Annotated in this window: 20 protein-coding genes; 19 read left to right on the top strand and 1 reads right to left on the bottom strand. The window is 64.9% G+C overall.

The annotated features are described in order from the left end of the window. Positions 1-45: 45 nt before the first annotated feature. From RBA41_RS21310 to RBA41_RS21320, 3 genes are read left to right on the top strand one after another with little or no spacing between them, the layout of a single operon-like run. On the top strand, positions 46-573 hold the full coding sequence (locus RBA41_RS21310; RefSeq protein WP_306626257.1) for a cytochrome b: 528 nt from the start codon (positions 46-48) through the stop codon (positions 571-573). 28 nt (positions 574-601) lie between these two features. Further along, positions 602-1,156, top strand: a complete 555-nt coding sequence (locus tag RBA41_RS21315) for a YceI family protein (RefSeq protein WP_306626258.1) — start codon at positions 602-604, stop codon at positions 1,154-1,156. Positions 1,157-1,214: 58 nt separating this feature from the next. Beyond that, on the top strand, positions 1,215-1,784 hold the full coding sequence (locus RBA41_RS21320) for a YceI family protein (protein WP_306626259.1): 570 nt from the start codon (positions 1,215-1,217) through the stop codon (positions 1,782-1,784). Positions 1,785-1,871: 87 nt separating this feature from the next. Here the strand turns inward: RBA41_RS21320 and RBA41_RS21325 are convergent, their stop codons facing one another. Next, a complete protein-coding gene (locus tag RBA41_RS21325; RefSeq protein ID WP_306626260.1) occupies positions 1,872-3,014 on the bottom strand; it encodes a hypothetical protein in 1,143 nt (380 codons plus the stop codon). Here RBA41_RS21325 and RBA41_RS21330 point away from each other — a divergent pair. The 16 genes from RBA41_RS21330 (at position 3,007) to RBA41_RS21405 (ending at position 21,311) form a co-directional block, all read left to right on the top strand. Further along, positions 3,007-3,228: a hypothetical protein gene (locus RBA41_RS21330; protein WP_306626261.1), complete on the top strand. Its 222-nt coding sequence runs from the start codon at positions 3,007-3,009 to the stop codon at positions 3,226-3,228. The two genes, RBA41_RS21325 and RBA41_RS21330, sit on opposite strands and share 8 nt — an antisense overlap. 228 nt (positions 3,229-3,456) lie before the next feature. Then, positions 3,457-3,726 (top strand): GlsB/YeaQ/YmgE family stress response membrane protein, encoded by a 270-nt coding sequence (locus RBA41_RS21335; protein WP_306626262.1) that lies wholly within the window; start codon positions 3,457-3,459, stop codon positions 3,724-3,726. A gap of 61 nt (positions 3,727-3,787) precedes the next feature. After that, positions 3,788-5,065 (top strand): cardiolipin synthase, encoded by a 1,278-nt coding sequence (gene cls, locus RBA41_RS21340; protein WP_306626263.1) that lies wholly within the window; start codon positions 3,788-3,790, stop codon positions 5,063-5,065. A gap of 147 nt (positions 5,066-5,212) precedes the next feature. After that, positions 5,213-7,369: a S46 family peptidase gene (locus tag RBA41_RS21345; RefSeq protein ID WP_306626264.1), complete on the top strand. Its 2,157-nt coding sequence runs from the start codon at positions 5,213-5,215 to the stop codon at positions 7,367-7,369. A 489-nt stretch (positions 7,370-7,858) separates the two neighbouring features. Beyond that, on the top strand, positions 7,859-9,076 hold the full coding sequence (locus RBA41_RS21350; RefSeq protein ID WP_306626265.1) for an MFS transporter: 1,218 nt from the start codon (positions 7,859-7,861) through the stop codon (positions 9,074-9,076). A gap of 26 nt (positions 9,077-9,102) precedes the next feature. Then, positions 9,103-10,569 carry a glycosyltransferase gene (locus RBA41_RS21355; RefSeq protein WP_306626266.1) on the top strand — a complete coding sequence of 489 codons (1,467 nt, stop codon included), beginning with the start codon at positions 9,103-9,105 and terminating at the stop codon, positions 10,567-10,569. Beyond that, complete coding sequence (locus tag RBA41_RS21360) at positions 10,553-11,161, top strand: GNAT family N-acetyltransferase (RefSeq protein WP_306626267.1); 609 nt, start codon at positions 10,553-10,555, stop codon at positions 11,159-11,161. The genes RBA41_RS21355 and RBA41_RS21360 overlap by 17 nt, the downstream gene beginning before the upstream one ends. Next, the gene (locus tag RBA41_RS21365) at positions 11,158-12,141 is read left to right on the top strand and encodes a phytanoyl-CoA dioxygenase family protein (RefSeq protein WP_306626268.1); all 984 of its coding nucleotides are present in this window, start codon (positions 11,158-11,160) and stop codon (positions 12,139-12,141) included. Before RBA41_RS21360 ends, RBA41_RS21365 begins: the two co-directional genes overlap by 4 nt. A 30-nt stretch (positions 12,142-12,171) precedes the next feature. Continuing rightward, entirely contained in the window at positions 12,172-13,713 is a 1,542-nt protein-coding gene (gene nagZ, locus RBA41_RS21370; protein ID WP_306626269.1) for a beta-N-acetylhexosaminidase, read from the top strand. Positions 13,714-13,849: 136 nt separating this feature from the next. Further along, positions 13,850-15,604 carry a GMC family oxidoreductase N-terminal domain-containing protein gene (locus tag RBA41_RS21375; RefSeq protein WP_306626270.1) on the top strand — a complete coding sequence of 585 codons (1,755 nt, stop codon included), beginning with the start codon at positions 13,850-13,852 and terminating at the stop codon, positions 15,602-15,604. A gap of 8 nt (positions 15,605-15,612) precedes the next feature. Beyond that, positions 15,613-16,251 carry a hypothetical protein gene (locus RBA41_RS21380; RefSeq protein ID WP_306626271.1) on the top strand — a complete coding sequence of 213 codons (639 nt, stop codon included), beginning with the start codon at positions 15,613-15,615 and terminating at the stop codon, positions 16,249-16,251. A gap of 4 nt (positions 16,252-16,255) precedes the next feature. Next, positions 16,256-17,293 carry an AraC family transcriptional regulator gene (locus tag RBA41_RS21385; RefSeq protein WP_306626272.1) on the top strand — a complete coding sequence of 346 codons (1,038 nt, stop codon included), beginning with the start codon at positions 16,256-16,258 and terminating at the stop codon, positions 17,291-17,293. After that, entirely contained in the window at positions 17,293-18,285 is a 993-nt protein-coding gene (locus tag RBA41_RS21390; protein ID WP_306626284.1) for a tocopherol cyclase family protein, read from the top strand. The genes RBA41_RS21385 and RBA41_RS21390 overlap by 1 nt, the downstream gene beginning before the upstream one ends. Before the next feature lie 17 nt (positions 18,286-18,302). Continuing rightward, positions 18,303-19,667, top strand: a complete 1,365-nt coding sequence (locus RBA41_RS21395; protein ID WP_306626273.1) for a peptidylprolyl isomerase — start codon at positions 18,303-18,305, stop codon at positions 19,665-19,667. After that, positions 19,664-20,197, top strand: a complete 534-nt coding sequence (locus RBA41_RS21400) for a hypothetical protein (RefSeq protein ID WP_306626274.1) — start codon at positions 19,664-19,666, stop codon at positions 20,195-20,197. The genes RBA41_RS21395 and RBA41_RS21400 overlap by 4 nt, the downstream gene beginning before the upstream one ends. A 91-nt stretch (positions 20,198-20,288) precedes the next feature. Beyond that, positions 20,289-21,311 carry a phospholipase C/P1 nuclease family protein gene (locus RBA41_RS21405; RefSeq protein ID WP_306626275.1) on the top strand — a complete coding sequence of 341 codons (1,023 nt, stop codon included), beginning with the start codon at positions 20,289-20,291 and terminating at the stop codon, positions 21,309-21,311. Positions 21,312-21,478 lie beyond the last annotated feature (167 nt).

A 21,478-nucleotide genomic window follows, 5' to 3' on the forward strand; every position in this document is an offset into this window, starting at 1 on the left:
TTGGTATATTAGTCCTAATACGTACTATTTCCAGGAGCAGGTCCAATGCAGGAACGCTACACGCTGACCGCGATTATTTTTCACTGGCTGATCGCCGTGCTGATCGTGGGCGCCTTCATCATGGGCCTGGTGATGACCGACATTCCGGGCCTCACGCCCACCAAGGTCCGCTACTATTCCTGGCATAAATGGGCCGGCGTGACCGTGCTGGCGCTGGCCGCCCTGCGCCTGCTGTGGCGCCTGACCCACGCCGCGCCCGCTTATCCGGCCAGCATGCCCGCCTGGCAAAAAGGCGCCGCCCACGGCTTGCACGGCATGCTGTACCTGCTGATGTTCGCGGTGCCGCTGTCGGGCTACCTGTACACCCTCTCGGCCGGCATTCCGGTGGTCTACTTCGGCCTGTTCGAGCTGCCCATCATCATCGCCGCCGATCCGGAGCTCAAACCGGTACTCAAAGGCGTGCATTACTGGCTCAACATGGCTCTGGCCGGCGCCGTCGCCATGCACGTGGCGGCCGCCCTGAAACACCAGTTCATCGACCGCGACGGCGTGCTCAAGCGCATGCTGCCCTGAGTCGCCCAATTCATTCCAAGGAGATTGTATGAAGTTTTCCAATGGCACTTTGCTTGCCTCCCTGCTCGCCGTGGCGCTGGTCGCCAACGCGGTACCGCTCAAGACCGACCCGGCCAAAAGCATGGTGTCGGCCTCGTTCAAGCAGATGAACGTGCCGGTCGAAGCGAAGTTCACCAAATTTACGGCCAGCATCGATTACGACGCGGCCAAGCCGGACGCAGCCAAGGCCAGTGTCGAGATCGATACGACCAGCCTGGACCTGGGCGATCCGCTGATGAACAAGGAAGTAGCCAAGAAGGACTGGTTCAACTCCGCACAGTTTCCTAAAGCGACGTTTGTCTCTTCGGGAATCAAGGCGGCCGGCCCGGGCAAGATGACGGTGACCGGCAAGCTGTCGATCAAGGGCAAGACGACCGATGTCAGCTTTCCGCTGACGGTGAAAACCGAGGCCGGCAAGCATACCTTCGACGGCGCGCTGCCCATCAAGCGCCTTACTTACAACATCGGCGACGGCGAGTGGAAAGACACGAGCATGGTGGCCGATGAAGTCGTCATCAAATTCCGCGTCAGCGCGGCGCAGTAAACGCAGTATCTTCAATACGCACGCTTTTCACATTGCACATTTAACTCAAGGGACACCCATGAAACTCAAGCACCTGATCGTTGCCATGCTCGCCACCGCGACCGCCACCGCCGCCTTCGCCGCCGACACCTACAAGATCGACCCGACCCATACCTTCCCGAGCTTTGAAGCCGACCACATGGGCATTTCCATCCTGCGCGGCAAGTTCACCAAAACCGAAGGCACGGTCGTGCTCGACCGCGCCGCGAAAACCGGTTCGATCGACATCAAGATCGATGCCGATTCCCTCGATTTCGGCAACGATAAACTGAACAAGCACGCCAAGAACGAAGACATGTTCGACGTCGCCAAGTTCAAGGACATTACCTACACCTCGAAGTCGATCACCTTCAAGGGCGAAACCCCGATTTCGGTCGACGGCACCCTGACCCTGCACGGCGTGAGCAAGCCGGTGACGCTGACCATCAACAAGTTCAAGTGCATCATTCACCCGATGCACAAGAAGGAAGTGTGCGGCGCCGACGCATCGGCTGAATTCAAGCGCACCGATTTCGGCATCAGCTACGCCGTGCCGCCGTTCGCACCGGAAGTCAAACTGCAGATCCAGGTCGAAGCGGTGAAGAACTAAGCAACGTTGCTCCAGACGCGGAAAAGCCTCGCTTCCCTGACGGGAAGCGAGGCTTTTTTACGCGCTGACTAGATTGCGTAGCCCGGCTTAGCGGCCATCGCGGTCGAAGTCGCCCGGCATGGCGCGCTCGACTTTATCCCACGCCGCGCGGGTGGCCGACTTGGCTTGCTGCCAGTTCAGGCGCGACTTGCCTTTGACGGTTTCCCATTCATCCGACAGGTTGTTCTCCACCGAATCGAAGCTGGTGCCGGCATAACGGCCGCGGCTGTTGTAGCCGAGTTCGTAGGCAGGTCCGTAGTCGTCATAGGTGTAGCCTGGCGAATAGTACGGAGCGGTCTGGTACGAACTGCGCCAGTAAGCCGACTCTTCTTCAGGATTGACCAGCTGGCCAGCCGCTTTACCGGCCATGCCGCCCGCCATTGCGCCGATGGCCGCGCCTGCCGCCATGCCGACCGGACCACCAACCGCACCAGCGGCTGCGCCCATCGCTGCGCCGCTACCGGCGCCCATGCCCTTGGCAAAGTGGTGCTCATGCAGCTCGTCGCCCGCTTTCGGGTTGATGACTTCGGCCGCACCCTTGCCGGCCAGGCCACCGGCGATACCGCCGATTGCCGCACCTGCCGCCATGCCGATCGGGCCGGCCGCGGCGCCGATACCGGCGCCGGTCAGTGCACCTGCGCCAGCGCCAACGCCGGTACCGATGATGTGCTCGCCTTTGTTTTCAGTCCAGCTGCGCTCGATGTGGCTTGCATCCTCATCGCTGCGTGGGTTCACACCCATCAGGATGCCGCCGTTCTTGATGCCTTCTTCGTAGTGCACGACGCGCTCTTCAGGGATGCCGGCGCCGATCAGTGCACCGACCAGGCCACCGGCGATGCCGCCCGCGCCAGCACCGGCCAGGGCCGCTGCGATAGGACCGGCGACAACCAGGCCAATGCCAGGCAGGACCAGGGTGGTGCCGACGGCGGCGATGCCAGCCAGTACAGCGCCGATGGTGCCGCCGATGCCGGCGCCAACGCCTGCGCCTTCAGCCGCTTTGCTGCCGAGTTCAGTATCGGTATCGTTGAAATAGGTTTTCCGGGTGTCGTCCGACATCATCAGGGTGACATCGTCCTTGCTGTAGCCGCGGTCGGAGAGGGAGGTGTAAGCCCGCTCTGCACTGTCGCGATCACGGAACAGGCCGGTGACCATACGGGAATCTTTCTGGGTCGTGGTGTCGTAATTGCTCATTTCAATTTCCTTTCGAATTTTTGATGTGCGGGGCTCGCATGCAAACCTGGAAATCAATGCCAGTGACGAAACGATAAGCCCGGCTGAACAATGCTTCCGTACGTTGCCGCACTCAAAATCAGTGTTTCCAAATGGCATGGAAAAATGGTGCGACGCGGTATCCGGCCTGCGCTGGCATGGATCAAAGATGGGTGTGGCGGCTGCGGCACAGTAGATCTGCATAGCTTGGGTTCGCCTGTATCGGCGGCTGCGGACGGCTGCATCCGGACGCGCGTGGCAGCAGGCGAGAAGACTTTTTGCAACGGCTCCACAGAAGGATGTTGAATCGTCCATTACGTTCGTTGCCGCACCGACCGTGCAAATCGTGCGAATTATTCTTTTTCCATGGCCCGGCGATTACACGGGGCCGGGATAAATCATTTAACCAACTGGAGGAATTACCATGTTATTCATCATCTGGATCATCGTCGGCGGCATCCTGGGTTGGCTGGCAAGCCTGGTCATGAAAACGGACGCCCAACAAGGCATGATCCTCAACGTCATCGTCGGTATCGTCGGCGCCTTCCTGGGCGGCTGGCTGCTCTCCCCGCTGTTCGGCGCGGGCACCATCAATATGGATGACTTCAGCATGTCGTCGCTGCTCGTGTCCTTCCTGGGCGCCGTGATCCTGCTGGCCATCGTCAACCTGCTGCGCCGCGGTAAAGTACGCTAAATGCAGCTGCTCCCATGACCAACGCCTTCGTGCGTTGGTTTTTTTTTGCCTGGATTATCCGATGACCAAGAAACCCCTCTATGTAGCATTGATCAGCTGTGCGCTTACCTTGCTGGGAGTGTTCTTGGTGTTCAATTTCATGCCGAGCGAGAAAAAAATCGAGCGGCAGCTGCACCGCCTGTACGACACCGGCGACCCGCAGTTCCGGCGCTCCATGGGCGTGCTGCTGGGTCCGCCAATTCTGGAAGGCAATCATGTTGACGTCCTGCTCAATGGCGACCAGATTTTTCCTTCCATGCTCAAGGCCATCCGCGAAGCGAAGCACACGATCACCCTGGAAACCTATATTTATTGGTCCGAATCGATCGGCCAGGAATTTACCGACGCGCTGATCGAGCGCGCCCGCGCCGGCGTCAAGGTGCACGTCATGCTCGACTTCATCGGCAGCATGAAAATGGATATCGCCGCGCTGGACAAGATGAAGCAGGCCGGCGTCGAGGTGCAGCGCTACCACAAGCCGGTCTGGTGGAAATTCACGCGCCTGAACAACCGCACCCACCGCAAGGTGCTGGTGGTGGACGGCCAGGTCGGCTTTACCGGCGGCGTCGGCATCGCCGACCAGTGGCGCGGATCGGGCCAGGACAAGCAGCACTGGCGCGACACCCACTTCCGCGTGGCCGGTCCGGTGGTCGGGCAGATGCAGGCGGTGTTCGCCGACAACTGGACCAAGGCCACCGGCACCGTGCTCGACGGCCCGCGTTATTTTCCGCCGCTCAAGCCCCAAGGCGGCCACGCGGCCCAGATGTTCAGCAGCTCGCCCAGCGGCGGCAGCGAAAGCATGCTGCTGATGTACCTGATGGCCATCACCGCGGCGCGCGACACCATCCACCTGTCGAGCTCCTACTTCGTGCCGGACGAACTGACCATCCACGCCCTGGTGGCGGCCGCCAGGCGCGGCGTCAAGGTCCGGATCATCACGCCCGGCGAAGACATCGATTCGGACCTGGTGCGCATCGCCTCGCGCGAGCGCTGGGGCGCCCTGCTCGCAGCGGGCATCGAGATCGCCGAGTACCAGCCGACCATGTTCCACGTCAAGGCGCTGGTGGTCGATTCGCTGATGGTCTCGGTCGGCTCGACCAATTTCGACAACCGCTCCTTCAGTCTCAACGACGAAGCCAACCTGAACGTCATCGACAGCGCCTTCGCCACCGAACAGGTAGCCATCTTCGACAAGGACTGGACCCGGGCCCGCCCGATCAGCCTGCAGGCATGGCAGCAGCGTCCGTGGACCGAGAAAGTGGCGGGCGAACTGGCTTCGCTGGTGGGCGACCAGCTGTAGGAAGGAGCGCGCAAGCGGCGCATGCCCCGGCCCGCGCGGCCGGGGTTCGATCAAAATTTGATTGACTATTATTTTGGCGATACGGATACTCTAGGGCGCTCAGCGAGCCAAGACTGTTCCGATTGACCAAAACGAGACGAAATGCGAATGAAAAAGACCTTCCTAACGCTAGCCATCCTCAGCACCGTCGCGCACGCCGACGAAGGCATGTGGATGCCGCAGCAGCTGCCACAAGTAGCCAAGCAACTCAAGGCCGCCGGCCTCAAGCTCGATCCGGCCAGCCTGACCAAGCTCACCGAATTCCCGATGAATGCGATCGTCAGCCTGGGCGGCTGCTCCGCATCGTTCGTCTCGCCGCTGGGCCTGGTAGCGACCAATCACCACTGCGTGTACACCAGCGTGGCGCACAACTCGACGCCGGAGCGCGACCTGCTGGCCAACGGCTTCCTGGCCAAGACCCATGCGGACGAACTGCCGGCCGCGCCGGGCAGCCACATCTTCGTTACCAAGGACGTCACCAACGTCAGCGACAAGATCATCAGCCCGGATGTCGCCAAGCTGGCCGGCAAGGCCCGCGTCGACGCGATGGAAAAGAATATGAAGTCGATGGTTGCCGAGTGCGAAAAAGACGCCGGCCACCGTTGCACCGTGTCCAGCTACTATGGCGGACTCGAGTTTTACCTGATCAAGCAGCTCGACATTCGCGACGTGCGCCTGGTGCACGCGCCACCGGCCGGCGTGGGCAAATTCGGCGGCGACACCGACAACTGGATGTGGCCGCGCCACACCGGCGACTACGGCTTCTACCGTGCCTACGTGAGCAAGGATGGCAAGTCTGCCGAATTCTCCAAGGACAACGTGCCGTACGTGCCGAAAACGCACCTGAAGATCGCCAAGGAAGGCGTCAAAGAAGGCGACTTCATCATGGCGCTGGGCTATCCCGGCCGCACCAGCCGTCACCGCCTGCCGTCGGAAGTGGCGGCTGCCTTCGATTGGGAATATCCCACCTTCGTGAAGGTATCGGCTGAAACGCTGGCGATTATCGAACGCGAGACCAAGACCAATGACGACGCCAAGCTGAAATACGCCGGCCAGGTCGCCAACGTCAACAACTACTACAAGAACCGCAAGGGCATGATGAACAGCTACGAAGGTAGCGACATTTTGGCCCGCAAGACGCGCGAACACGCCGACATGAAAGCGTGGGTGAATGCCAACCCCGCGCGCCAGAAAGAATACGCGGCCGACATCGAGCAGGTCGAGAAGCTGATTGCCCAGCGCGACGCCGAAGCCAAGCGCAACTTCTTGCTGCCCCGCGTCTCGCCGCAACTGCTGACCGTGGCGCGCCGCCTGTACCGCCTGTCGAACGAAAACACCAAGCCGAACGCCGAGCGCAAGTCGGGCTACCAGGAACGCGACCTGCCGGCATTGACCGCCAGCGTGGCGGCAATCGAGCGCAGCTACGACGAAAAAGTCGACAAGGCGCTGGTCCTGAACTTCCTGAAGCAATATGCAGCCCAGCCGAAAACCGAGCGCAACGCCAACTTCGACGCCGCTGTCGGCGTCAACGACGGCATGAGCGAAGCCCAGCTCAAAGCCGTGCTCGACACCATGTATGCCGGCTCCAAACTCGGCACCAAGGAAGAGCGCGCAGCCTGGGTCGGCAAGACCCCGGCCGACTTCAAAGCCAGCAACGACAGCTTCATCAAGGCTGCGGTGGCCATGTACGATGCCGGCATGAAGCGCGAAGCCGAGGACGAAGAGCTGGCAGGCAAGATCCAGCAAGCCTACGCCAACTACATGAAGGCCAAGATCGCCTACATGACCAGCAAGGGCCAGCCGGTCTATCCTGACGCCAACAGCACCCTGCGCGTCACGTTCGGCAAGATTGCCGGCCGCGAGCATGGTGCCGACGGCACCGGTTCCTGGTCCGCGTTCACGACCGTCAAGGGCGTGGTGGCGAAAGCGACTGGCGAAGGCGAGTTCAACGCCCCTGCGGCGCAACTGGCGGCGATCAAGGCCAAGGACTTCGGCAAGTATGTCGATCCGAAGCTCAAGAGCGTACCGGTGAACTACCTGGCGACCCTGGACATCACCGGCGGCAACTCCGGTTCGGCAGCACTGAACAGCAAGGCCGAGTTCATCGGTCTGGCGTTCGACGGCACCCTGGACTCGATCATTTCCGACTGGGACTTCAACAAAGCCAACACGCGCGACATCCAGGTCGATGTGCGTTACATGCTGTGGAACATGAAGCATGTCGACAAAGCCGACAACCTGCTCAAAGAAATGAACGTGGAATAAGTCCATGCCTGGGGCCGCCTGTTCGCGGGCGGCTCCGGCGCTGGTTCCATCAAGAATGCCTGCCTCCTCCGGGACGCGGGCATTTTTTTCGTCCGTACCGCCCGCGGCCGCGCCGCAAGCCGCCTCCCGATGACAAATTTCTACAATTTATTAATACCAATCTACGACCAATCGAGTTACTATACATTCCAATCTAAGACCACATTCCCCAACCGGGGTCAGAGCTCTGACTCGAAACATTTGCAGCACCGACTAGTTGCACAACCGGGGTCAGACCTCTGATTCGAAACAATTGCAGCACCGATTACTTGCAGATGTCCGCCCTCGTGCAGGTGCGTTCAAGTTTCTCGGGGGGGATCGCTAACCGCACAAGCGTCGCGCCAGCGCCAAGGCGGCGGCCAGTTATTGCTAATTAGAGCTCTGACCCCGGTTGTAGGTGTTCGGGATCTCGGCCGTAGGACTTTCGGAAGATTTTTTCAGGTGGAAAACATGTTTGAAAAACGCCCGCAGCTGCTCTACTTTTCCCTGTTTTTCATCCTCTATGAGCTGACCGTTTACTTGTCGAACGACATGATCATGCCGGCGATGCCGCAGGTCGTGCGCGAGTTCCAGGCGTCGAACCGCAATATCGGCCTGTCGCTGAGCCTGTTCATCCTCGGCGGCAGCATGCTGCAGATCTTCCTCGGCCCCATCGCCGACCGCGTCGGCAAACGCAAGGTCATGCTGGCGGGCGTCGCGCTGTATCTGGTGGCGACCTTGTTCGTGCCCTTTTCCGCCACCATCGCCCAGTTCCTGACCGCCCGCTTCTTCCAGGGCATGGGCTCGTGCTTCATTTTCATCGGCTACGCCGCCATCCACGAACTGTTCGACGATGCCGATGCCGTCAAGCTGACCGCCATGCTGTCCAATACCACCGTGTTCGCCCCGCTGATCGGGCCGGTGGTCGGCAGCGCCGTGATCAGCGTGGCGCCATGGGAAGCGATCTTCGGGATCGGCTTTGTGCTCGGCACCATCGCCTGGCTCGGCCTGTTCACGTTCATGCCGCGCGCCGAAGCGATCAAACCCAAAGCCGACCTCGCCTCGATCCGCGCCAGCTACCTGACCATCGTGCGCAATAAGAAATTCATGTCGGGAATCCTGATCGCCGCCATGGCGATCACGCCGCTGACAGCCTGGATCGGCCTGTCGCCCCTGATCATCATGGAACACATGGGCAAGTCGTACGGCACCTATATCCTGTACCAGCTCGTGATCTTCTCCGGATTCATCATCAGCACCATGGCGATTCAAAAACTCGGCGACGGCTTTTCGCTCACGCGCCTGATTCGCCAGGGCGCGGGACTGGCCGTCATCGGCATGCTGGGCGCGGGACTGGTGCATCAGCACGGGCACCTGTTCATCGTCTGCATGTTCATTTTCTCGGCCGGCTTCGGCCTGTTCAACGGCGCCCTGATCCGCCTGTCCCTGACCGCCACCGGCGTGTCGATGAACCTGACCTCATCCGCGATGAGCCTGCTCTATTGCGTGTATATCGCCGCCGGCGTCCAGATCTATAACCTGGTGTGCGCCCGGTTCGATTATTCGCTCGCCTCGTATGCGCTGTTTAACGTGCCTCTGGGACTGGCGATCGGCGCCTGCCTGATGCGCTTTGCACGACACCACGACCAACAGGAACCGGCCCTGGCGCAATCGCCCCAGGCCGAGTAAGCAAGCGGACACGGAACGGAGGCAGCATGAATATCGACGTGGAATATGAAGTGCTGATCAAGGATCTGAAGGCCGAATTCCTTGCGTATAAACAGTGGGAAGCGTTCTGCCGGCAGGATGCGCATGGCGGCGCCGATGCGCGGGCCCGCCTGCAGGCATCCGCATCGGCCTACTACGGCCATCTGCGCGAACTGCGCCATTTCGTGCGCCGCCACGCCGGCCAGTTCGATGCGCGCCGGATTTCATCGCTGCTCGCCGTCCCCACCCAGCCGCTCGGCGCCGATGACATGATCATGCACCGGATCTGGCTCGGCGGCGCGCTGCCGGACCTGGCCCGCGAATCGATCCGCCAGTGGGATTGCGCGCTCGACGACATCGGCCCGCTCGACGCCGGCCCGTACCGCCTGATGCTGTGGGTCTGGGACGCCGGGCAATTGCGCGGCGACCCGTGCTTTCATCCCGCGCCGGGCGCGCACCACGTGATCGGCACCTATCTGTGCGGGGCGCGCCTGTTGACGGTGCATTCGCTGCAGGCGCTGGCGCACGAGCATGGCGCCGATATCGCGCCGCTGCTGGCGCAATTGCACCGCAAGCGCTATTTCGTCAATCTGGCCGACTATTTCCGGCTGCTGATCCTGCACCGCTGCGGCGGCATTTATCTCGATGCGGACACCCTGCCTTACCGCGCCGCCACGCTCTTTCTGTGCAAGCCCGAAGTCCCCGATTACGTCAGCTTTGCCATCAACCGCGACAGCGGCCATATCGACGCCAGTTTCGTCTGCTGGATGAATCTGTTCAACGACGAAAATGGCGTACTGGTGGCGCGCAAAGCCACACCCGCGATGGCGCAGCTGATCGCGCACATCGACGCCAACCTGGCCGCCATGGGGCCCGACGTGCCCGACAAGACCCCTCACAGCGCCGCCTGGACCGCAGCCCTGCACAGCGCCACCTACGGCGTCTGGCAAGACACGATCGGGCGCTCGCTGACGGCTTACCACGACCTGGCCGCGCGCCACGGGGTCCTGCATGACGACGCGACCGAAAGCATCGTCAGCGGCCTTCATGGCATGCGTTTGAACGTCGATGCGCTGACCCGCACCCCGGTGCCGCTCACGGGCGCCGAACAGCACAGCTACGAGCGCTGCATCGCCGCCCTGGAACAGCGCCACTGGAGTCTGCCCGACATCCGCGATCTGGCCGGCGTGGCCCAGGTGTTGACCACCACGGAACTGCCGCGCATGGCCTACGCGGCGCAACTGCGCGCCTGGCCCGAGGGCTGCCACTACTACTCCTTCCTCTCGCAAGACCCCAAGCTGGACCGGGTCAACGCTCTGTTCAGCGCCTATCTGATGGCGATCAACGCCGACCAGATCCGGCGCGGGAACTTCTGGCGCAAGACGCGCGGAGCCGATACGCGGCGCGAGCGCAGGTACGCCAGCGTCCACGCCACCGCCACACGCATCCACAGCGCCCATGCCAACGAACGCTGAAACGCCCGCCTTCGTGCAAGGGCCGCTGATCCCGGACGCTTGCCGCGACCGCATGGCGGCGCTGCTGTTCGCGACCAGCTATCTTGAATACTGCTCGTTCGGCAATCGCCTGCGCCTGCCGCTGGTGGCGTTGCAGCGGCGCCAGAATATCGATCCATTCATCGCCCATTCGGTCGGCCTGTTCGACGCCGCCGGCCGGTTCAACGGCTTTTACACGGCCGCCACCATCGGCGAATTCGGGCACATCGAGGCGGTGTCGTATTACCGCGACGAGATGCATGCCATGGATGCCGCCTACGACGCCTTTATCGCCGACCATGCGCGCGAGAACGACCTGTTCGTGGCCAGCCTGGCGGTCGAGGAGCGCTTCCGCGGGCGTGGGCTGTTCAATGTCATGCTGGCCGATATCGGCGCACTGGCGCGCGACAAAGGCAGCCCGCGCATCGTGCTGGCGGTATGGGAAAACAGCGCCGCCATGGGCATTTACCTGAACAAGGGCTTCCGCTCGCGCGCCGTATTCGATTACGCCGCCGAGCTGTTTTTCGACCGGCTGCATTTCATGGAACTGGCGACACCTGGAGGATCACGATGAACGGCAATATCGAGACAATCGGCAAGCACAGCGTCGGCACGCGCAATCAGTCGACCGTGGCGCAAACGGCGGCGCGCCTGAACGACCGCTCCAATGGCGCGCCGCTGCGCGTGCTGTCGGAACAGGACTGGGATTTCTGGATAAAGAACGGCTACATCGTCATTCCCAACGCGGTCGAGCCGCACCAGCTGGAGCGGCTGGAGCAGCTGATCTGGGAATTCGAGGAACTCGACCCGACCAACCCAGCCAGCTGGTATCCGCCCGAGAAATCGCGCCTGCGAAAAACAGAGCTGAGCTTCAATGCGGGGATGATAGAGTTATACAACCACCAGTATCTGTGGGATACGCGCCAGATGCCGCGGGTGTATGACGCCTTTGTCGATATCTGGGGCACGCACAAGCTGTGGGTATCGATCGACCGCATCAACCTGAACCTGCCGCCCGAGCCGGGATTCGAATTCAAGAGCTTCATGCACTGGGATTACGACCCGGAGAGCGCGTCGCCTAGCGCGCCGCAGAATGTGCAGGGTGTGCTCTCGATCAGCGACCAGACCGATATGGAAGTGGGCGGTTTTGTCTGCGTGCCCTCGCTGTTCCAGGATTTCGATGCCTGGCGCCGCACCCAGCCGGCCGACTGGGACTGGTACCGGCCCGACGTATCAAGCCTGCCGCACGTGCCGGTGCTGTTGAAAAAGGGCGATCTGCTCATTTTCAACAGCCGCCTGTGCCACGGCATCCGCCAGAATGTGTCGGCGAACAAGGTCCGGATGGCGCAATATATCTCGATGATGCCGGCGCAGGAGCACGACGAGGCATTGAAACAATGGCGCATCCGTTCCTGGCGCGAGCGGGAAGCGCCGGCCGGATACAGCCTGCACGGCGATCCGCGCCAATGGGAACAGACCAGATACCAGCGCGCGCAATTGAGCGCCCTGGGCGAACAACTGCTGGGCCTGCGCCCATGGCAGGACACGGAATAACGTTTTTTACGGATAGCGAGGAACCACAAGATGCAAACGGATATGCAGCACAACATCGGACAGTTATTCATGGTGGGTTTCGACGCCCTGGAACCGAACGACCACATTATCGGCTTGATCCGCGAACGCCGCATCGGCGGCGTGATCCTGTTCCGGCGCAATGTCCACACGCCGGCGCAAGTATCCGCGCTGTGCCAGAAGCTGCAGGAAATCAACGCCGAAGTCAGCGACGAGCCCCTGCTGATCGCGCTCGACCAGGAAGGCGGCATGGTGATGCGCATCGAACAGGGCGTCACGCCGATTCCCGCCGCCATGGCCTTCCAGGCGGCCGGGTCGGTCGAAGAATGCCGGCAGATCAATTTCATCAATGGCGACGAGATGCGCCAGATCGGCATCAACATGATGCTCGCTCCCGTTCTCGACGTGAACAATAACCGCCTGAACCCGATCATCGGCGTGCGTGCCTACGGCGAGGATGCCGACACCGTGGTGCGCTACGGCATGGCGGCCCTGCGCGGCCAGCAGGAAGCCGGCGTCATCGTCACGGCCAAGCACTTTCCCGGCCATGGCGACACCGCCGTCGACTCGCATTACTCGATGGCGCTGGTGCCGCACGACCTGCAGCGCCTGCGCGCGGTCGAGCTGGTGCCGTTCCGGGCCGCCATTGCCGGCGGCGTGGACGCGATCATGACGGCGCACGTGGCCTTTCCCGCCATCGAACCGGACCCCTCGGTGCCGGCCACGCTGTCGAAGGCCGTGCTGACCGGCTTGCTGCGCGAAGAGATGGGCTATGAAGGCGTGATTATTTCCGACTGCCTGGAAATGGGCGCGATTGCCGACGGCGTGGGCGTGGCGGCGGGTGCGGTGGCGACCTTGCAGGCGGGCGTCGACATCGTGCTGATCTCGCACCGCGAAGACCAGCAGCGCGCGGCGCTGGCGGCGGTATCCGACGCCGTGGCGCAGGGCGCGATCGGCGCGCAGCGCATCGGCGATGCGCTGGCGCGCGTGCGGCGCCTGAAGCAGGCGCGCGCGGTGGGCGGCTGGCGCGAGCGCGCGGCCATCCCAGGCGGCCTGATGACGGCCGAATCGATCGCGCTGGCGAAAAAAGTGCAAAAGGCGGCGCTGTGCGTGCAGGGCGGCTTCCGCCCGCTCGACCCGACCCTGCCGGTGAGCCTGATCACGGTCGAGGTGCGTTCGCGCAGCGAAGTCGATGAAGTGGCCAACGGACGCAACAACGAAGCGCGCAGTTCGATGCTGCCGGCGCTGCAGAAGGCCGGGTTCGACGTGCGCGAGTATGCGATGTCGGCCGAAGCGCTCGATGCCGAAGTGGCCGAGGCGATTGCCTTCGCCGCCGGCGCGCAGCAGATCGTGGTGCAGACCTACAATGCGATGCTGGTCGAGGGGCAACGCCGCCTGCTGGCAGCCATGCCGGCGGATAAGCTCTGGGTCGTCGCGGGCCGCCTGCCGTACGACCTCGACCTGGCGCCGCAAGCGCAAGGCCGCCTGGCCGCGTTCGGCTGCCGTCCGGCCGCGCTCGAACCTGTGGTCGAACGCCTGGTCGGCGCCGCCTAAGCCGATTCGACGGGCGATAACGGATCGCTTACCGATGGCGGTTTTGGCGTAACTCCACCATCGCCTGTCGCATTCGGACAAGACGCTGTACATATGCTCCTTTACATTGGCTGCTCCATCCCACGGAGGAGCCACCATGTCGGACAGCATCAAGCGGCGTCATTTTATGGCAGCACTGGGCAGCCTGGTCGCAGGCGCCAGCCTGGCGCCATCCCCGGCCCGGGCCGCGACGGCCCCTCCCCGCACCCCGCTCAGCCGCGCGCCCGGCCAGCTGGCGCCCCACTACGATGTGCTGGTGATCGGCTCCGGCTACGGCGGCGCGGTCATGGCGGCGCGCCTGGCACCGGGCCGCTCGCTGGCCGTGCTCGAACGCGGCAAGGAATGGTCGCCGGACGCCTTTGCCACCGGCCTCGTTGATACCCTGGCGCAATTTCGCACCGCCTCCGCACCGCTCGGCCTGTTCGATTACCGCGCCGGCGGCACCATCGATGTGTTGAGCGGCAATGGCGTCGGCGGCACCTCGCTGATCAATTCGAGCGTGGTGCTGGCGCCCGACCGCGATATTTTCGGGCGCTGGCCGCAGGCGATCCAGAACGCCTACGCCAGCGGCGCCATGGATGCTTACGAGGCGCGCGTGCGCACCATGCTGGGCGCCGACACCGTGACCGAGGCGGACGCCCTACGCAAGAGCTGGTTCCACCTGTCCACCACCGCCGCGCGCAAGCGCCAGGGCGCGCCGGTGCAGGCGCGCGCCCTGCCGATCGCCGTCAACCTGCGCCGCTACCAGGGCCAGCCGAATGCCCAGGGCGTGTGGCAGGCGGCCTGCACCCATTGCGGCGATTGCGTCACCGGTTGCCGCGTCGGCGCCAAGAACAGTCTCGACGTCAACTACCTGCCGCTGGCCCGCAGCGGCGGCGCCCAGATTTTCGCGCGCATCGAGGTCGACTGGATCGAGCGCCTGCCTGACGGGCGCTGGCGCGTGCATTACCTGGCGCGCCCGGACAGCGGCCCCGCCGTGGCCGGCTCGGTGGTTGCCGCCAGCGTGATCCTGGCCGCAGGCTCCCTCGGCAGCACCCAGATCCTGCTGCGCTCGCAGGCGCGCGGCCTGGCCCTGTCGTCCGCGCTCGGTACGCGCTTTTCGACCAATGGCGACCTGCTGGGGCTGGCCTACAACACGCGCGTCCAGACCAATGTGATGGGCTTCGGCGCCGCCCCCGCGCCGTTCGGCCTCAAGCGCGTGGGACCGACCATCACCAGCATGGCCGACTATCGCGCCGCCGGCACCCCGGTGGCGCAGCGCTACCTGATCCAGGATGCGGCCATCCCCAGCGCCCTGGTCGACGCCCTGCGCCTGGCCATGCCGCTGGCCGCGCCCGGCGGCAGCGACTTTCCGGCCTTGCAGCGCATCGCGCGCGATGCCGCCAAACGCGGCACCGACGGCGCCCTCAACCACAGCATGGTGTACCTCGGCATCGGCCACGACAGCGCCTCGGGCAAGGTGGAGCTCGACGCCAACGGCAATGCCCGCGTGCTGTGGCCCGGCATTGCAAAGGAACCCTTCGGCCAGCGCATGCGGGCCGAGATGGCGCTGCATGCGCAAGCGTTCGGCGGGCGCTACGCCGACAGTCCGCGCAGCAGCCCGCTGTTCGGTGGCGCCATGACCACCGTGCATCCCCTGGGCGGCTGCCCGATGGCCGACCGGGTCGAGGATGGCGTGGTCGACGCCGACGGCCGGGTGTTCAATCCGCGCGGCGGTGGGCAGACAGCGCAAGCGGTCTACCCGGGCTTGCGCGTGATCGACGGCGCCATCGCGCCGGCCTCGCTCGGGGCCAATCCCCTGCTCACCATCGCCGCGCTGGCCGAGCGCGCCGCCGAACGCTTTTCCCAATGAGGCTGACCATGACCACGTTCCTGCACAAACTGTTGCTGCTGACCGGTCTCGCGCTGCTGCCCTGCCTGGGCTGGGCACGGGGCATCGCATTTTCCGAGGAAATGCACGGCTACGCCTATCACCAGGGCGAGTACCGCTACGTGAGCGTGTATTTCAAGGTCGTCATCGACGATATCGATGCCTGGCGCAGCAATCCCCAGCATGCCGCCAAGCTCAGCGGCGAACTGGTGCTCGACCGCGTGCCGGCCGGCAGCGTCAGCGGCAGCTTGCAAATCCTGGCGCCGGCCCCGGGCGCGGCGCCGGGACGGGTGCTGACCTACCGCTTCAAGGGCGCGGCGGTGCAGTTCGTCGGCATCAAGCACGTCTACAACAATGCCGGGCTCGACATGCTGGACGATATGACCACCCTGCGCGGCGTGTTCCAGGCGCAAGGCCAGGCCCAGCCGAGCGTGCCGGACTTGCTCAAGGGCGATGCCTGGACCTCGGAACTGCACTTCGAGTGGTGGAAGCCGGCCACCTTGTGGAATTTTTCATGGTCGTTCAACACCATTGCCACGCCGTGGTACGAGGAGCTGGCGGTCAAGATCCTGTTCCTCAAGACCGTGTTCGGCAACCTGGCCAAGGTGCTGTTCCCGTGGGCGGTCTGAACCGATGCTGACACGCGCCGCGCCCAGCGTATCGACCCTGTACGCCGATGCGCTGGGGGCGTTCCTGGCCGAGCAGGGCTTGCCGCGCGATGCAGGCATGGCGCCCCCTGGGCCGCGCCTGTGCGGCAGCGCATTCGCCGGGCTGATGACGGGCGGCGCGCGCGAACTGGGCGACCCGGCGCTCGGCTTGCGCTTCGGCACGCGCGTTGGTGCGGCCGGCTTCGGCATGCTGGGCATCGCCGCCGCCAGCGCGCCGACTTTGCGCTGCGCCATCGGCCACCTGACCGAACTCGAATCGATCACCAGCACCCTGGGACGTGCGCGTGTGCTGCGCCGGGGCGAACGCGTGCACGTGGTATGGCAGCCGGCGCAGGCGGTGGCGCCGGCCGTGATCGAGGGCATCCTGGCCGGCTGGGTTTCGTTCGGCCGTTATCTGCTGGGCGGGCAGGCCGATGTGGCGCACGTGTCGCTGCGCCACCGCCGCATCGCGCCGCTGCGCGAGTACGAAGATGCCTTCGCCTGCCCGCTGCGTTTTGACACCTGCTGCTACGGCGTGACGATTGCTACGGAGCTGCTCGACGCCACGCCGCGCTTTGCCGACCCCGCGCTGAACGCGGCGCTGGGCACCTGGCTGGGCCATTGCGCCCGCACCAGTGCGCGCGAGGGGGCGCTCGTGACACGCGCGGTGGGTGCCCTGTTCGCCTCCAGCGTGCCGCTGGCCGAAGCCGACGAAGCGCGCACCGCCGCCGCCCTCGGCCTGGGGCCGCGCGCATTGCAGCGGGCCTTGCAGCGCGAGGGCGCCAGCTTTCGCCAGCTGCTCAACGCGGCGCGCGCGCAGCAGGCGCTGATCGGCGTGCTGCGCGGCGACGCGCCGCTGGCGCAGCTGGGGGCGGCGGTCGGCTTCGAGGAGCAATCGTCGCTGTGCCGCGCCTTTCGCGGCTGGACCGGCTACCCGCCGCTGGTGTTCCGCCAACGCATGGCGCAGGTGTTTCGTCCGCTGCGGCTGGCGCATGAAGCCATCGGCGCGGAGCCGCACGCGTGATGACGCCGGCCGACGCCAACCGCTGCCGCTTCGTGCCGGGCAGCCGCGCCGGCCATTACGAAAGCTATTTCCTCAGGGCGAACGAGGCCGGCCGCGCGCGCGCCTTCTGGATCCGCTACACCTTTTTCAGCCCGGCGGGGCAGCCGCGGGAGGCCGTGGGCGAAATCTGGGCCGTGTTCTTCGATGGCGAACGGCGCCGCATCGTGGCGGTGAAGAACCAGTTCGCGCTGGGCGACTGCACGATCGGCACCGGCGCGCCGGACTTGCTGATCGGCCAGTCGCAGCTCAGCGCCAGTTGCCTGATGGGCAGTGCCGCCACGTCCGCGCACCGGATCGCATGGGCGCTCGGCTACGACGCGCCGCAGGCACCGCTGCTGCTGCTGCCGGCCTCGCTGTACGCGGGCCGCTTTCCGCAATCGAAGGTGCTGGTGGGGGCGCCGGGCGCGCTGTTCGCGGGCGAGCTGGAGGTCGACGGCGAAACGGTGGCGGTGCAGCAGTGGCGCGGCAGCCAGAACCACAACTGGGGCAGCCGCCACACCGATACCTATTGCTGGGGCCAGGTGGCCGGCTTCGACGCTGCGCCCGAGGTGTTCCTCGAATGCTCGACGGCGCGCCTGAAATTCGGTCCCGTCTGGTCGCCGCAGATGAGCCTGGTGGTGCTGCGCATTGGTGCGCAGGAATTCTCGCTCAACAGCATCACGCAAGCCTTGCGCACGCGTGCGCGCATCGACGGTTTCGGCTGGGACATCGACGCCCGCTCCCTAGGTGTGCGCGTGCAGATCCGCATCGAGGCGCCGCGCGAAGCGTTTGCCGGCTTGCATTATCCAAATCCGCCGGGCGGCGTCAAAACCTGCCTGAACTCCAAACTGGCGTCGTGCACGCTGACCGTGACCCTGCGCGGGCAGGCGCCGCGCACGTTCAGCTCGCGTCACGGCGCCGCCTTTGAAATCCTCACCGACCGCACCGACCACGGCGTGGCCATCCTCGCTTGAGAACAACGACAACCGACATGACAATCATCACTCCCACACCACGCCTTCTGGCCGCCCTGCTCGTCGTCGCAAGCACCCTTGGTCCCGCCCATGCCGCGCCCGACGATGCCACCGTCGCCGCGCACATCAACGGCGCGCCCGTGCACGCGCTCACCTTGCGCGCATTGCAGCACCAGGCGCGCGACCAGCCCGGCCGCCCGTCCGCCGAGGCGGTGCTGGCCGACATCGTGGCGGACCGCCTGCAAGCGGACTGGTCGCGCTCGCGCTTCAGCGCCGCCCAGCTCTATCCCGCCAGCACGGTCGGCTTCGCACCCGAGGTGGGGGTGGACGACCGCCTGGTCGGCCTGCTGCGCAGCATGTACGCCAAGGAACTGGAAGCGGCCCTGCGCGCCCTGCCCGGCGGCACTCTTGCCGGCGTCATCGAGGCCACTTTCCCGCTGGCGCCAAAGCAGCTCGACCGCCTGTTCGGCGCCCCGCGCGCGCTGCGGCTCGGTTACGACTTCAATGCGGAGCAGGCCGCGCTGGCCGCCCAGACGCCGCTGCTGCGCTATCGCCTGGGCAGCGCACCGCCGGTGACCCTGACGCTGGGGGACGTGTACCAGCGCCAGAACGTGCAGGGCCGCATGGACTTCTTCAACCGCAAGCTCGATTTCATCGAGCAGCAAGCGCGCCTGCGGGTGGCGGGCCTGTTCGTGCTGGACTGGGCGGACCGCCAGTTCGGCGCGCAGGCGCTGGCCGATTTGCGCCAGGCGCTAAGCGAGCAGGAAGCGGTGCGCGGCGCCATGCGCCAGTACGGACTGGCGGACGGCGCTGAAGCGCACAGCCCGCTGCAAACGGCGCTGGCGCGCCAGGTCACGCAGGCCGAGATCGGCGCCTTCTACGCGGCGCACAAGGAACAGTTCCGGCGTACCGAGAAGGTGCGCGCGCGCCACATCCGCGTCAACAGCGAAGCGCTGGCGCAGCGGATTGCGGCCGAAGCGGCGGCGGGCAAGGACTTCGGCCTGCTGGCGCGGCGCCATTCGACAGCGCCCAACGCTGCCCGTGGCGGCGACCTGGGCTGGGTGATGCAGACCGACGAGCCGGACTGGCTGTCGGCGCTGGCGCTGCTGCAACCGGAAGGCAAGGTGTCGAGCCCGTTCCGCGCGCCGGTGGGGCCGGGGGCGGTGGCCACCTGGGACATCCTGCTGGTCGAAAAACGGGTGGAGGGCTTCCACCCGCCCGACTCGGAAACGGTGCGCTACATGGCGCGCAAGGCCATCGCCCATGAGCGCGCGCGGACGGAATTCGCCGCCGCGCGCAGCAAGCTGGTGCGCGCGGCCACGGTCGCCGTCAACCGCAAGCTGCTCGATGAACAGGCGCGCGGCGCCGCGGGTGCGCCATGAGGCCGGCACTGCAGTTGCTGGTCGGCGCGGCACTGGTGGGGAGCGCAATCTGGCTGGTGTGGCCGGCGGAGGAGGCGCCGCCCGAAGCTGCCACGGCGCACGCCACCGTCAGTACGCGCGCCGCTGTTGCCGGCCGGCCCTGGCTGGACGCCTGGCCGCCGGACACCAAGGCCGCGCCGGCTGATGAGGCGCCGCTGCCGGCGGCGCAAAGCCTGGCGCAGACCCGCGTCTACGGCGACCCCGAAGCGCCGCCGATTGCGCTCGATGTGCCCGCGCGGGCGCGCCCCACCGCCGAGGAACTGGCCGACCCGAAGGCCTACCAGGCATTTGAAGCGCGCCAGAACGCGCAGGTGATGGCCGCTTACGTCAAGGCGGTCGACGAGGAGCTGCCGCGCCTGCGCGACGACATCGCGCGCGGGCGTTCCATGGGCATCGCCGCCGACAAGATCGCCAAGGCGGAAGACAAGGCGCGCGGGCTGGAAAGCATGCGCGCGCAGCTGTTGAAAGATCATCCCGCACTGGGGAAATGAGCGCGGCCGCGTGCGCGGTCGTGGTAACACAGCAAGCCGACCGGGCATCGCGTTCGCGCTGCCCGTAAAACATTCTAATAATGGAGACCAGATGAAAGCAGTATTCAAGCTCGCACCCGTCGCATTCGCCCTGCTCGCGTTCCTGCCGGCCAAGGCATGGAATACCGAAACGCACCGCCGCATCGTGCTCGACGCCGTCGAGTTCATGAAGGCGCATCCGGACCAGACGCGCTACGCGACCCTGGTGGCGGGCGTGACGCGGGCCGGTTACACGATCGAGCAGTTCGCCGCCGCCGTCGGCCAGGGCGCGCACGACGTCGACTATTTCGAGGACACCTACATCTGCGGCGCAACCACCGGCAACTGCCAGGGTTCGCCGCTGTGGGGCTTGGGTTCCGGGCTGGCGCGCTACACCTCGTTCTGGCACTTCCAGAACCATACGGCGGGCGCCGACGTGCACGGCAACGACTTCGGCGGCTACCACTACGCCAAGCTGGGCAATCCGGGCGACATCGACAAGCTGGCGGCGGCCTGGCTGGTCAACGATTACCTGGACGATGGCGCCGGCGGGCTCGGCGGCTGGTTCGGCGACGCCAGCAAGTACAACACCTTCGGCATCACGGAAGCGCGCTACCGCCAGGGCGGCTATTCGACCGCGAGCATGTACCAGGATTACCAGCATTTCCCGTTCCAGCCGCTCGACAACCTGGCGCAGCATTTCTGGACGCGTTTCCTGCAGGCGCCATCGGCGCAGTCGCTGGGGTTCGCCTTGCATTCGACCGACCTGCTGCAGCCGCACCACACCTTTAACGTACTCGGCCACAACCATTCGGGCTGGGAAGGCTGGATCGGCGACCATTACGATACCGAAAAGCTGAACGATCCGGCGCTGGTGCTGGCGGCGCTGAACGATTTTGCGCCGCTGGCCAATAACGCGACCGACATCCGGCCGCTGCTCACGCAGGGCGGCACGTACTCGTATAAATATGGGGGCGCGGTGATGTCGTCGACCGATCACGCGGTACGGCGCGGCGTGGCCAAAAAGATGGTGCCGCACGCGATTGCGATGGTGGTGCGCGTGCTGGACCGGGCTGCAGTGCGGCTGGCGCTTTAAGCAGCTGGGCCGGAGTCCGCTGCGGCGGGTAAGCACCAGGAAGGATAGCGTCCTCCTGTATCGCTAAGAATCAGGGGAGTACCAGCTCCCGCCACAATGGAAGGGGCTGGTATGGAGGGGAAATTCTGCCCAGCCGTTCCAAGTGGCCCTTCCATTTAGCAGCTAGC

Source organism: Massilia scottii (genome assembly GCF_030846495.1).
Taxonomy (GTDB): Bacteria; Pseudomonadota; Gammaproteobacteria; order Burkholderiales; family Burkholderiaceae_D; genus Telluria_A; species Telluria_A violaceinigra.